Origin of the sequence: Paenibacillus sabuli, from assembly GCF_014705605.1 — a bacterium.
Taxonomy (GTDB): Bacteria; Bacillota; Bacilli; order Paenibacillales; family Paenibacillaceae; genus Paenibacillus_D; species Paenibacillus_D sabuli.
Genome location: NZ_JACXIZ010000013.1, coordinates 168,924 through 182,547 on the forward strand (window position 1 = coordinate 168,924; position 13,624 = coordinate 182,547).

A 13,624-nucleotide genomic window follows, 5' to 3' on the forward strand; every position below is an offset into this window, starting at 1 on the left:
TCAATACACTCCTTCCTCGTCCCACAACTTGGCCAGCCGGTTGGCTGCGACGACCAGAAGGAGGCCAATAATTGATTTGAACAGTCCGACGGCGGTGCTGTAACTGAATTGACCTCCAATCAGACCAACGGAGTACACATAAGTATCAAACACCTCGCCGACATTCCGGTTCAGCGCGTTAACCATAAGGAAAATTTGTTCGAAGCCTGAATCCATGAAAGAACCGAGTCTCAGAATAAAGAGTATGATGATCGTACTCCGAATCGCCGGCAGCGTAATATGATACATCTGGCGCCAACGGCTTGCTCCGTCCATTCTGGCTGATTCATACAATTCTACGTTCACTCCCGCGAGAGCGGCGAGAAAGATGATCGTTCCCCAGCCGACTTCTTTCCATATCTGTTGTGCGACAATCATGGGACGAAAAGCGCTTTCGTTCATCAAAACATTCAACTCATTGCCGCCCAGACCGATGATGATCTCGTTCACGATTCCTCCGTTGATCGTGAACAGCACGTAGCAGAGACCGACGACAACCGGCCATGAAATAAAATGGGGGATATAGATCAGCATCTGAACCGTGTTTTTGAAAAACTTCATTCGCACTTCATTCAGTAAGAGCGCAAGCAATATCGGCGCAGGGAAAAAGAACACAATATTGTAAACCGCCAATATTAGCGTGTTGCGAAACAATGTCCAGAACATCGGCTCCGTAAACAAGCGCGTAAAATGCCTGAAACCGACGAACTCGCTTCCCGACACACCCAAAACAGGCTGGAAGTTCTGAAAAGCGATAATCAAACCATACATTGGACCATACTTAAAGAGCAAGAAATAAAAGACACCCGGAAACAACATCAAATATAACCATTTGTCGCGAATCAACGTCTTCAAAAACCGAGAGCCGTTTCGCCCCCCTTGCTCGGTGCTTGTCGGTCTTGCCTTCATATGCAGCTGTTTGTTCACTTCATCCCACTTCCCACTTCTTTCGCTGTGCGTCATTCATTTCAGGAAAGACGCCGCTCCCGCTCCGGACGGCAGCGCGGCGTCATTGCATGGCATAATTGCCGCCATATGTTGCTGTATGTCAGTTCTGCGCGACTCGGCCGCTGTGCGCCATACCTGACACTTCACAGCATAACGGCAGTTGAACGTCGATCGCAATGCCAAACATTCCTGATTCGTATGCAAAAAAGAAGGTTGTCGGTACGTGGACCTATCATTTTATCCGGATGAATCGTCATTTTCGTTCGAGTCAAGGTCCGACAAGACGCAAGCGGCTCCATTGCCCCGGGGGCGCGCTGCCGCCGCCGCGGAAGACGAGCGTCGCATCCTGCGCCGTACCGGCAAATGTATCGTTGAGCTGGAGATCGAAGCCCATTACGCTGCCGGCTGTGCCCGTCGCTTCCGCAAACGGTATTTTCATCTCGACGCGATATCCGCCGGCGTAGGCAACCGCCACCGCTTCCACGTCCGCCAGCTCCACCTCGTAGACGTCCCGCGTGTAGCCGTTTTTGGTCTTGCCGCTGACCTGGCCATCCCGATCCGCCCGAATCTGGCGGACGCCGTCGACAAAATTCTGCCTGATGTTCCACTCATCCAAAAAGACCTCGATCGAGTCGGAATTCCAGGGTGCATTGGTGCTTGGGCTGACGGAGTGCGGTGTGTCGTCGGTCACCTCCGCCAGCACGTACAGGTTGTCCTCGTCCCACATCACCCGCACCTGAGCCTCCGAATCCGTCGTTCCCTTATCTGGCTTGTCGACCTCCAGCGTCTCCGCCGCCGTCCACAGCGCATCGACGCTGCCGTCGATCAGCGGCGTACCGTACGATGCGACGGGCAGCACCTCCGCAGCCGCAAAATCGTCAAGCGCCGCTTGCAGGTCCGCCAGCGCCTCATCAAGCGCCGTCTGCGTAAGCGCGCTGTCCCACGCCAGCCGCGCCTCCTCCTCCGCATCCAGCAGCGCGTCGATCGCCGCCTGCGGGTATTGATTGTACGCCGTGCCCGGCTCGGCCGCAGCCAATATACGCTTGACCTGCTGTATCTCGGCGGCCAGCGGGAACGGCTCCGTCCGATCCGATTCACGCACGAAGCGGATCGCGTAGGTTCTGGCAGGCGTCCCGTCATGCGGCGCGACCGTTACGTCGGCCGTACCCGGGAAATAGACCGCCTGCGTCACCGTGACCGCCGTCTCCGCATGATACGCTCGGCCTGCAATGACCGGCGGCGCGGTCGTGCCGTCGGGCAGCGCGACCTCGTACGTCGTACGATAAGGATCGAGCTCCAGTCTGTATTCGCCCTCCTGCCGGAATACCTCGTCGTACAGGCGGACATCCGGCACGTCGAGCTGGCCGAACGCGTCGTCCGCGCCGGTCAGCGCAATTTGCGCCCCTTGTGCATATTGGTACACCTTGATGTAATCGATTGCGAAGTCCTTCGGATACGTCGACGGATCGAGATCCGGCGTACCGGTCCAGCCACTGCCTTCATACAGACTCAGATACATAAAAAACGGCGTATGCGCCGAGCGGTCGGCGCGCCATGTCTCCTCGCCGTCCAGGTAAAAGATCAACTGCTCGCGGTTCCACTCCAGCGTATAGACATGGAAGTCGTCCTTCGGATCGAAGGTTAACTCCGGTGCGAAATTCTCATTGCTCTTGAGCAATGCGGGCGGATAGCCTTGCCCGAAATGATACGCCTGCCAATTGTACTCGTAGGCGTCGATTTCCATGACCTCGTCATACGTTTTTTTGACGCCGACGACAGGCGTCCCGTGATTGAGGCCCGAATAGCCTTGCTGCGCCGCATAATTCGGATTGAACGGCATCATCCAGAACGCCGAATGGTACCCGCCCGTCACCGGCCCGCCCGGATCGTACGGACCGGCCCGATACACCTTCGCCCGCATCTCGAACAGACCGTATTGCTGGCTGAAATCCTCGAACGTATCCGGCAACACCTCGCCCTCCACGCCGAAGCGCTTCGTCGTCACATGCGTACTCCCGGTCCCGGGCGTAAGACGCAGCTTGAGGAGACCGTCCTCCAGCACATAGTTGGCCGGCGTCCCGGCATAGTGATAATGCGGATTCCACTTCGATTCGTCCAACTGCGGGTTAATGAAATTGTCATGGAACGTCAGTTCCCATCCCGGCTTGTCGTTGACCGGCGGATCGTCCCAATACAAGACGACTCGCTTGGTCGTCTGTACCCACGGCGTGCCAACAGAGGATGCCGTCAGGCCGACCGTCCCGGCCTGTGCTGCCGGCTCTATCGTGAGCTCGCCGGTCGCGGCAACCAGCGTCACGCCGGGCGTCGCTTCCTCGAGCGACCAATTCACCGCTTCCGTCGGCATCGGCTGGCCGAACTGGTCATACACCGCCGCAGTATAGACTCGAACCGCATCCCCCTCCTCCGGGATCGCGACGCGAGCTGCGCCCGAGGGTACAATATCGTACACCTGCGAGATGACACTCGAGCTCCTCGGATAGACCACCGTATCCGGGAATACCTTGACGTCCGCGGCTCCGCCGTATACGAGCTCGGCCATCATATCGACGGTCGACGGTCCATCCTCCCAGTCGCGCAGCAGCTCGCCGTTCTCGCCGACGACGCCGGGGATGGAGGCAGACCACGCAATGGCGCTGCCCGCGTCGGCTCCCGTATGCGGCAGGTCGGCGCGAACCGGAGACACGAGCTCCAGCGCGCGCTTGTCCTGGGCGACGCGATCGAGCTCGAGCAGCTCCGCATCCGGACCCACGCGCAGATGATCGATGCGGAAGGCCGCGGTAGCAAACGTATCCGCGGTCGCAGCATAAAGCGATCGGAGCGCGTCGACCGGCGATGCAAACGGCAGGTCTGCGGCCTTGCGATCGCCATCAACCTCAATCGCCGTCACGAGCTGTGCCGTCAGATCCAGCTCCAGGCGGAATCGGTACCACCGTTGCGGCTCGTACGTATCCAGCAGCGTACCCGTCGTATCGCCGATGCGATACGTAATCGACGTATTGTTGCCGTCAATGCGGACAATCGGCTCGGTGGCGTCATACGCATACAGCATCCGATGGTAGGTTTTGCGTTCCGTGTAGTAGTCGAATTCGACGACCGCCTTCCCTTCCGTGACCGGTTCCACGGCGCGCCGGAAGGAAACGACGCTCTTCTGTCCGTTGCCGACCGTGTGGTCGTTGCGCAGCTCCAGTGCATGTCCGCTCGCCCTGCCGCCGGGAGCGACCTGTACGCTGCCCCGCACTTCGCTGACCGTATAAGACTCCGGCATGCCGTCCTCATAGTCGTCGGCCACCTGATAGCGCGGCTGCGGCACGAAGCTCAGCTCGCCGTAGATGTCAGGCCGCTCCGTCAGCGCGGCGCGCACGAGCGTCGCGGCAGCCGCGGCATCGTGCTCCACCGTCAGACGACCGGTGACGGCATCGATGCTCATACCCGCCGGGGACCCTGGCAGCGACCACGTCAGCGGCCCGCCCTCCAGCACCTCGTCCGCCATGCCGACGGCGACAGCCGCGAATGGCTCGCTGGCCGCGCTACCGCCCGGCGGCAGATAGACGGTCTCCGTCGCGCTCAGGACGAGACGATCCAGCTGCTCGGTGTAGGGGATGAGCTCTAGCTGGCGCTCCGCATACACGCTCGGCGCCTCCGCCGAAGCGGCGCGTACCGATACTGTCGCCGGGACGGTGTCCGACGACAGGGTCCAGCTCCCGCTCGTGCCGTCCAGAGCGAATCCCTCCACCGCCGGGCTGACCGACCAGAGCAGCTCCTGCACCGGTATCGTCCCGTACACCTGGTCCGCTACCGCCGCTGCCAGCGCGCCGCTGCGCTCGCCCGCAGCCGGGAGCATCAGCGTCGTCGGCCAATTCTGGAGCACGAAGGCGGGCTCGGGGCGATAGACGCGCAGATTGTCAATGTAATAGTCGGCGCCGCCCATCGTGTCGCCGGTCATGGTGAACAGACTGGCGATACGCGTCACCGGCGCGCCGAGCGGCACGCCCTCGGCCTTGCGGTCGCCGTCGACTGCGATCGCTTCGACCTGCTGCGTGTCGAGATTGACGACCACCTCGATCTCGTACCAGCGATTCGCCTCATACTGCTCGAGCAGGACGCCGCTGGCGCCGCCGACCGTGTACGTGAATGCGCTTCCAGTTTCGTTCAGCGCAACATAACGGTCCATATTCCCCAGATTGTTCAGATGCAGCATCCGGTTCCACTTTTTGTTGACCGACAGATACGAGAATCGAACCGCGATCCGTCCCGATTCTACAGGTTCGAAGCTGCGCTTCAGATACACATTGCTCTTATTGGTGTTGCCGACATCGGCATCGTTGTGCAGACGCACGGCCAGACCGGTGCCGCCTGGTGCAGCCGCAACCTTGACCCCGCCCTTCACCGCACCGACGCTCCAGGCCCCCGCCGGAACGTCGTCCGTCGCATAGCTCTCCCAGTCCTCGTCTACCGTCCAGATGTCCGCTGCCGCTGCCGGCCAGGACCACCCGCCGCCCCACATGCCAGTCAGCAGTGAGATGACCATGATTCCGACGAGCTGCTTCCGAAGCCTCCACAATCTCATCACTTCTCGCCTCCCTTTTTACAGCGTTCCGTTCGAGCGCAACGAATCGCTGTGCACCCCGTAGCATACGCAACATCAAGGGCCGTCGCAATTTCAAATTTTCCCGACGGATAGGCAAAAGGGCGAGAGTGGTCCGCATGCAATGTTTATTTTTCCGGTTGAGGGTTGTTTTTTTCGGTTGAGGCGGCGATTTCCCGGTATTGTCCGGGCGTGATGCCCTCATATTTGTTGAAGGCGCGAATCAAGCCGCTGCTGTTGCTGAACCCTACCCGCTCGGCGACCTCGGCAATCGTCAGGCCGGTCGAGGTGAGTTGCGACTTGGCTTCACTCAAGCGCAGCTTGGTGATGTAGCCGGTGACGCCTTCTCCGATCGTTTGCTTGAAGAAGGCGGACACATATTTGGGGCTGAGCCCGACATGCTTGGCGATCATCGTCAGGTCGAGATTCGGATCGGCATGCCGATCCGTAATGAAACGAAGCAGGCTTTCACGCAGCCGACTCTGTCCCAGACCTTTGTTGCGCTCCGCAATGTACGCGCACACCCTGGAGACAATATCCGTCAGCTCTTCCCGCATCTCCTCGACCGTGCGACAGGCCAGGAGCCGCTCAGTGGGGCGCAGCGACTCCAAGAAGCGAGGCTCGCAAAAAGCGCGAATCTCGTTCATCGTCTTGATCATCGTACTGACCAGATCGAACATGAGACATCTCGCCAACTGCACTGAAGTGACGCCGTGCGCAAAATTGGCGGCAAAGATGCGATCCAAAATTGCCCTCGCCTGATCGTAGTCGCCGCTTTTCAAGCTATTGGTCAGCATCTGCTCGGTCTCCAGACTGTAGTGGTAGTCCCCCTCTTCGGAGAAGGCTCCGCTCAACGTATCGTAGCGCAGCACGCTGCCCTTGCCGTAGACAAGCTTGTACTCCAATGCCTCCAGCGCTTGTCCGTATGCCTCGTGCGCCACGGGCAGCGCGCCGAATACCCGGCTGACCGAGACTGTACAATCCAGCTTGAACTTGACGCGGAGCAGCTCCAGCAGCTCGGTCAGCGAATGCTCCAGCTCGGCATGCAGCGTCTCCTCCGGCTGTTCGTCGAGATTCACGATGCAGGCCAGCAGATCGTCGACCTCGGCCGCATAGGCCGGATACCGCCGCGACAACCATTCCTCGCCGACATTCTGAACGATGAAGTGGGCCAGCCGGAGCTGGTCCGGGGCGCTTTCCTCCGTCGCTCGCATGCCCTCGGTCAAGCGGCTGCAGTCCTCGATGTATAACAACACCACCGCATACCGCGGTCCGTGCAACGCCATCTCGTAGCGATCGGCCGATTCCGCGACCGTCGCCAGCCGCCCGGCGCGCCCCTTCAACAGCCGTGCCAAAAAATGCGCCCGCATCGCGGTCTGTTGTTGCTCCAGCTCACGGTCTGCGGCCTCCTTGCCGGTAATCGCCTTGTCAAGCGCCAGGCCCAGCAGGCTGTACTCGTTGGGCGCTCCGTCCAGACCAAGGCCGACCCGCGGGACGATGCGGCTGACCAGTTCCTGCAACGGATTGTAGTTGCGTCTGGCGAACAGATAGGCCAACACCCCGCCCAGCACGGTACAGAACAATAGGCAGTACAAGGTCAATTTTCGGATGTACGCCACTTTTTCGTTGAACAGCGACATTGCGCTGAGCGACACGTACTTCCACTCGCCGCTGACCGATGCCGTGTAGGACGCTGCTGTCTTGACGCCGTCCCACTCGCCGTAGAGCGTACCCGCCGAATCCGGCAGAGCGTCATACCGAATAAAATTCGGACGTACGCTCCGATCCATGGTGGCGAACATAATATCGTCCTCTTCATTCATGATAAACACGTCGCTGTCCGCCGACCACTCCACGCCCCGCAGCAAATCGCGCAAGGCGCCGTGATCGATGAACAGCCCCAGCGTCGCTCGGGGCCGCTCGCCCCTGGTGGGCAATGAGCGTACGAGGGTAATCAACGATTCGCCGCCGTCCCGCGGCTCGGCCGGCATCAGCAGGAAGCTGCCGTAATACTGACGCTGCATGCCCTCTTCCCAAGCCTCGAACCGCTCGTCGCTGCGCGTCATCATATATGTATCGTAAAAGGTACGGCTGTCGTAGTAGCCGTTCGAGGTCAGGACGACCCCGCTCTCGGGAAGATAGACGTAAAAATCGGGGATAAAGCTATTGGAGAGCGTATACAGGTTCAGCTCCTGCAAAAGCATTTTTAACGTATTGGCGTAATCAAAGCTGAGCGCCGGCTGGCCGTCGGCATGGATTGCCAAAAAGGCTTGCAAATCGGGATTGACCGCCATCTGCAGGCTGATCTGGCGAATATTTTGCATTTGACCGTCTACGACCTGTTGGAACTGCGTGATCATGGCGCGATTCAGATCGAGAATCTGGTGCTGCACGACCCGGACTGACTGCGCATACACGATTGCGCTCAACAGAATGGGGATAAACAGGATGAACATATATGACACCAACCAGCTATAAAGAATGCTTTTTTTCAGCTTGAGCACCGACTTCACAAATAGGCCCCCTAAGTTCGCTCCGCTTGCATAAAGCGCTTTATATTTCAGTCTCCACATGATAGCCTTCTCTTAGAAGACTGTCTATACTAAAAACAAACGCCACGCCATGAAAGCGAAGCGAAAAGCGCGAAAGGGGAGTAATGCGATGAGGACGCCTGACGTAACCTGTCGCTGGAACGCCGAGATCGCCGCCAAGCTGGACGGCTTCCCCGTCCACGTCCAATGCCGCGATCGGATCGCGGCCACGACCTGGCACCGTCAGCCCGGCATCGAAATTCATCTTGTCCACGAGGGAGCGGCGACCTTCTACGCCGCAAACGGCGAGACGCTGCAGCAGGCCCGCCAACTCATCATCCATGACGCGTCGATGCCGCATCGCTTCGTGGCGGAGACGGCGCCGACCTACCGCCGCTCGGTGCTGTGCATACTGCCGGAGTCGGATCGGGGCGTTGCGAGCCGCGAGTCCGCCGACCTGCGCGAGCTGCTGCCGACGGGCAATAGCCAATATGCGCTGGACGGTCGCGCGTATGCCCATCTGGCCGATGCGATGGCCGCCATAGCGAACGAAATGACGCAACGCCGAGCCGGCTGGCGCCAAATGACGTATTCGCATCTGCTGCATGCGCTCGTCACGATCCACCGCTTGCCGAGTGAGGCGCCGCCGCCGAACCACTCTTCGCTGGTACGGCAATGCGCCGCATACGTGCGAGACCATCTGGAGGACGATCTGTCGCTGAGGCGCATGTCCAGCCTGTTCGCCGTCGGCGAAGAGCAGCTGATTCGATTGTTTCAGAAGGAGCTGGGCACCAGCTTCCATCAGTACGTCCTTCATGTCAAAATCGAAAAAAGCAAACGTCTGCTATGCGATTGTCCCGAGCTGTCGCTCGTGGATGTGGCGCTGTCGTGCGGGTTTTCCTCCTCCTCGCATTTCAGCCGCGCCTTCCACCAGCGCTGCGGGACGCCGCCGAGCGCGTACCGGCGCGACGCTCGCGGCATGTAGCCGTTTTTTTGTCAAGCGGGCGATCAGCTTCGTGAAAGACGCGCCGCTTTCGGCCGCGATATAATGGGAGCGACTCTCATCCGAAGGGAAGCTGACGCCATGATTATCGACTGCGACGTACATCACACCCGCAAGCACGTCCGCGAGCTGCTGCCGTATCTGCCGGAGCCCTGGAAGACGGAAATCGCCAAATACGGCGAACGCAAAATGAATGCGGGCATCCTCCAGCAGGAGGGCGGCATGCGCTGGGACACCCAGCCGCCGGACGGCTCGCCTCCCGGATCGGACCCCGCCCATATGCGCGAGCAGTTGCTCGACCGCTACAACATCGCGTATGCGCTGCTGAGCGGCAGCGGGCATCATATTACCGCCATTCCGGACCCCGATTATGCTACCGCGCTCGTCTCGGCCTGGAACGATCACACCATCGCGCATTGGCTGCCGCAGGACCGCCGCTTCAAAATGTCGCTCTGGGTCGCGCATCAGGACCCGGCGGCCGCGGCGCGCGAGATCGACCGCCTCGGCGGGCATCCGGACGTGCTCGCCGTCTGGTTCTCCTCGACGACGCGCATTCCGTTCGGCCACCGCTGGTTCGATCCGATCTATGAGGCGGCCCAGCGTCATAACCTGCCGATCGGCATCCATCCCGGCCAGGGCGGGGCCATGCTGGCCCAGCCGGCGCCGACAGCCGCCGGTATGGCGCGCAGCTACCTGGAATGGCATGTCGGCGTCTCGCAATTGTACATGGCCCAGACCGCCAACCTCATTCTTGAAGGCGTCTTCGAGCGTTTCCCGCAGCTGCGCTTCTTCCTCGTCGAGGGCGGCATCGCCTGGCTGCCGCACCTCATGTGGCGCATGGATGCCCATTTCAAGGGGCTGCGCCAGCAGGCGCCGTGGCTCAAGCGGCTGCCAAGCGAATATGTCGCCGACCATATCCGGCTGACGACGCAGCCGATGGAAGAGCCCCGGCAGGCCCGGCACCTGCTGCAGATCTTCGAGATGCTCGACGCCGAGCGGCTGCTCATGTACGCCAGCGATTATCCGCATTGGGACTTCGACGCGCCGACCGCGCTGCCGAGCGGATTGTCGGCGCATGCGCGCGAACGTATTCTGTACGACAACGCGGCGGACTTCTTCGGTCTGCCGGCCCGCTTGCGCGCACCGGATCGGGAGGGGCGGGTATGACGGCGGGGCGGACCTGGATCGCTGCGGCCGAGCTCGAAGACCTGCGGCAAGGCGTGGCCAAGCTGGTGGTGATCGGCGGGATCGAGCTTGGCTTATTTCGGGAGAGCGAGCGGGTATATGCCGTCCGCAATCTGTGCCCCCACGCGTTGGCGCCGATCTGTGCGGGCAAGGTCGAAGGCGTGCTCGTAGCCGATGCCGATGGCGCGTACGATTATCAAGCTGAGCGGCGCGTGCTCCGCTGCCCGTGGCATCACTGGGAATTCGAGCTGGACGGCGGCCGGGCAGTCTGCAACATTCGTCAACGCATCCAGACCTTCGAGACTAAAATCGCGGACGGCAAGGTATGGGTATGGATCAAGCCATGAGGACGCCTTCCAGAGCGGCATATCATTCTATACATCAATATCGACCATCGTCTTGACCCGCTCGGGGTAGTCGGTGATAATGCCGTCGATCTTGTACTTGAGCACCTCGCGCAGGTTGCGCTCCGTGTTGACCGTCCACACCCAGACCTCGCGGCCGTTCTTGTGGGCGCGGTCGATCAGCCGCTCCGAGAGCATCACCTGCTCCACCGTGTAGAAGTCGACATCGAGCGACGATAGATCGCCCGCTGCGAGGAAGAGAATCTGCCCGACCTTGATGTCCGGATCGCGCAGCCGAACCTCGCGCAGGATCTGGCTGTCGAAGGACTGGATGTAGCACTGATCCGCCATCTCGAAGGCGTTGATCAGCTCGACGACCTTGCCCGCCAGCTCGTCGCCGGGCCCGTACGGCTTGATCTCGATGATCAACCGGGCCTGGTCCTTGACCGCCGGCAGCACCTCGGCCAGCGCCGGGATGCGCTCGCCCGCGTATTCCTCGAACAGTTGCCCGATGTCGAGCCGCTGCAGCTCCTCGAAGGTCAGCTCGTCCACGCGCTGCGGCACGCCGGCTACCCGGCTCAGCGTGTTGTCGTGATTAAGCACGACGACGCCGTCCTTGGACAGCTGCACGTCGATCTCGATCGCATCCGCGCCCTTGTCGATCGCCGACTGGATGGCGCTCATCGAGTTCTCCGGCGCATGCAGCTTGTCGCCGCGATGCGCCGCCACGAGCACGTCCCACTTGACATAGATCAGGCTGTCATTGATCGCGTAGCTGAGGAAGAAGGCCAGCGTCAAGTACACCGCCAATGCCGAGGCGAACACCGTGTTCTTGTGGCGGCGCCTCAGCGGCAGCGTAGTCACACGACGCTCCAGGCGCGCCAGCGCGCCGCCCGAGACGATCGTCATCTCATCCCACGGCCGCGTGCCCTGCAGCCGCTTCAGCAGGTAATACATCCGCGTCAGGAAGATGATATTGAGCGGGACGAGCAGCAGGGTGAACAGATACGTCAGGAAGCTCGAGAGCGTCAGCGAGTAGCGGCTCGTGAAGTAACGCAGGATGTCCAGATTGAGCCAATCCGGCAAGTACGCCAGCGCCGACAGCGTCCCGAAGCTGAGCGACAGCAGCAGCGCGTTGAGCAGCAGGAGGCAGACGAGCAGCTTGAGCTGATTGCGATGCGTCAAGGCAAAGCTGCTGCGAATCGCCTTCGTGATGGACTGGCCTTCGATCATGATGAAGTGCAGCACAAAAATCCACCGCAGCACGACGTAGACCGCCCCCGCCACAGCGAGCGCATACACGATGATCAACAGCGTCGAGCTGTCGTAGACTTGACTATTGAGAAAAATCGGCACATTGATGATCGACGTAAAGATCGAGATGAGCGGCGAGTCGACGAACGGCATCAGAATCAGCAAAAAAAACATGAGCTGAATCAGACCAAAGCCGAACAGCTTGGGCGTCTTGGCGAGCACGGTCAGCAGCGCCTCGGTCGTCAGCACGCGCTGGCCGAAATATTTTTTGTGTGCAATGACGATCAGGACGCCAAATTCGACAAACAACGCAAAAACGGCAATAAACCCGATCATCATCGAGCCTGCCGCGCCTTGGTAGGTTAACGCGACCTTGTATACGTCGCCGTTGAGCAGCGAGCCCGAGCCGAACGCGCGCACGACCCGCGTAAATACATACGCCATCAGCGGCACGAAAATAAAGCTGATCGCGAGCATGTAAAAGAACTCGAACACCAGGTGTTGTTTGTAGCTTTTGCGAAAATCGAGCAGCGTTTTTTTGAACAACCGCACCAACAATCTCATGCATCCAACTCCATTTGCGCTGTGTCAGGCCGGAAGCTGTGCCGGGCCGAGTATATTGAGCTACATTATACCATACCCTTCCGCAGCGAAACATCCGCCCAAACCACGTACACCTGGAATGAGACCTTCGCGCGCCGCTTATTCCACCGCCGGAGCCCGCCCGAGCCGATCTCGTCGTGCAACCTCGTTTTTTGCGTTTCAATTCAAAAGAAAACAGGCCATCCGCTTCATGCGGATAGCCTGTTCAACAGATCGCCAAGCAAGATCGAGAAACGTCGCAACATCCGCTCGGCCCGCCCGTTCCGCTAGATTTGCTCCAGCGGCTTGGCCTTGCCGCGCACGGGCGCGGCCGAGTCGACCGGGGCGGCCCAGCGCACGCCGTTGGCGATGACGCGGCGCACGTCCGCGTTGAAATACGTCGGGAACGTCTCGTGGCCGGGACGGAAATAGAAGATTTTGCCCTGTCCGCGATGCCAGCAACAGCCGCTGCGGAACACCTCGCCGCCCTGGAACCAGCTCGTGAACACGAGCTCGTCCGGCTGCGGGATGTCGAAATGCTCGCCGTACATCTCCTCGCTCTCCAGCTCGATGTATTCGCCGATGCCTGCGACGATCGGATGGCCGGGCCGCACGACCCACAACCGCTCGCGCTCTCCCTTCGGACCGGCGACGCGCCATTTCAGATCGCAGCCGGTGCCCATCAGCTTTTTGAAAATTTTCGAGAAATGGCCGGAATGCAGCACGACCAGTCCCATGCCCGCCATCACGCGCGCATGGACGCGCTCTACGATCTCGTCCTGCACCTCGCCGTGCGCCATATGGCCCCACCAGATCAGCACGTCGGTCTTGGCCAGGACCTCCTCGCTCAGCCCGTGCTCCGCCTCGTCCAGCGTCGCGTAGGTCAATTCAAAATCGTCCGGCATGCCCGCGCCGATCGCGCGGTGAATGCCGTCCGGATAGACGCGCTGCACCTCTTCATTTTTTTGCTCATGCCGGTATTCGTTCCAGATGGTGACGTTGATGGATGCTTTCACTTCCAATTCCTCCCGTACCGATTGATCAATTCACGTTTCGCGTGTAGACTACAACTAACATGGTAAACGTTTTCGAGGCCCAGGCCTATACCCGCAACGGGGAAATTATTATTCGA

At 60.2% G+C, this 13,624-nt stretch carries 8 protein-coding genes; 3 read left to right on the forward strand and 5 right to left on the reverse strand.

The window, feature by feature from the left end; translation table 11 throughout:
- The 3 genes from IDH44_RS07560 to IDH44_RS27115 form a co-directional block, all read right to left on the reverse strand.
- Positions 1–948, reverse strand: coding sequence for an ABC transporter permease (locus IDH44_RS07560; RefSeq protein ID WP_190916364.1), 948 nt, complete (start codon positions 946–948; stop codon positions 1–3).
- A gap of 307 nt (positions 949–1,255) precedes the next feature.
- On the reverse strand, positions 1,256–5,575 hold the full coding sequence (locus IDH44_RS07565; RefSeq protein WP_190916251.1) for a sugar-binding protein: 4,320 nt from the start codon (positions 5,573–5,575) through the stop codon (positions 1,256–1,258).
- A 146-nt stretch (positions 5,576–5,721) separates the two neighbouring features.
- Positions 5,722–8,106, reverse strand: a complete 2,385-nt coding sequence (locus IDH44_RS27115; RefSeq protein ID WP_190916253.1) for a helix-turn-helix domain-containing protein — start codon at positions 8,104–8,106, stop codon at positions 5,722–5,724.
- A 148-nt stretch (positions 8,107–8,254) separates the two neighbouring features.
- Here IDH44_RS27115 and IDH44_RS07575 point away from each other — a divergent pair, with 148 nt between their 5' ends.
- From IDH44_RS07575 to IDH44_RS07585, 3 genes are all read left to right on the forward strand, one after another.
- Entirely contained in the window at positions 8,255–9,109 is an 855-nt protein-coding gene (locus tag IDH44_RS07575) for a helix-turn-helix domain-containing protein (RefSeq protein ID WP_190916255.1), read from the forward strand.
- Positions 9,110–9,208: 99 nt separating this feature from the next.
- The gene (locus tag IDH44_RS07580; protein WP_190916257.1) at positions 9,209–10,294 is read left to right on the forward strand and encodes an amidohydrolase family protein; all 1,086 of its coding nucleotides are present in this window, start codon (positions 9,209–9,211) and stop codon (positions 10,292–10,294) included.
- The gene (locus tag IDH44_RS07585) at positions 10,291–10,659 is read left to right on the forward strand and encodes a Rieske (2Fe-2S) protein (RefSeq protein ID WP_190916259.1); all 369 of its coding nucleotides are present in this window, start codon (positions 10,291–10,293) and stop codon (positions 10,657–10,659) included. The genes IDH44_RS07580 and IDH44_RS07585 overlap by 4 nt, the downstream gene beginning before the upstream one ends.
- A gap of 27 nt (positions 10,660–10,686) precedes the next feature.
- Here the strand turns inward: IDH44_RS07585 and IDH44_RS07590 are convergent, their stop codons facing one another.
- Both IDH44_RS07590 and IDH44_RS07595 read right to left on the reverse strand, forming a co-directional pair.
- Positions 10,687–12,474 carry a glycerophosphodiester phosphodiesterase gene (locus tag IDH44_RS07590; RefSeq protein ID WP_223869456.1) on the reverse strand — a complete coding sequence of 596 codons (1,788 nt, stop codon included), beginning with the start codon at positions 12,472–12,474 and terminating at the stop codon, positions 10,687–10,689.
- A gap of 305 nt (positions 12,475–12,779) precedes the next feature.
- Complete coding sequence (locus tag IDH44_RS07595; RefSeq protein WP_190916261.1) at positions 12,780–13,508, reverse strand: ThuA domain-containing protein; 729 nt, start codon at positions 13,506–13,508, stop codon at positions 12,780–12,782.
- Between the last annotated feature and the right edge of the window lie 116 nt (positions 13,509–13,624).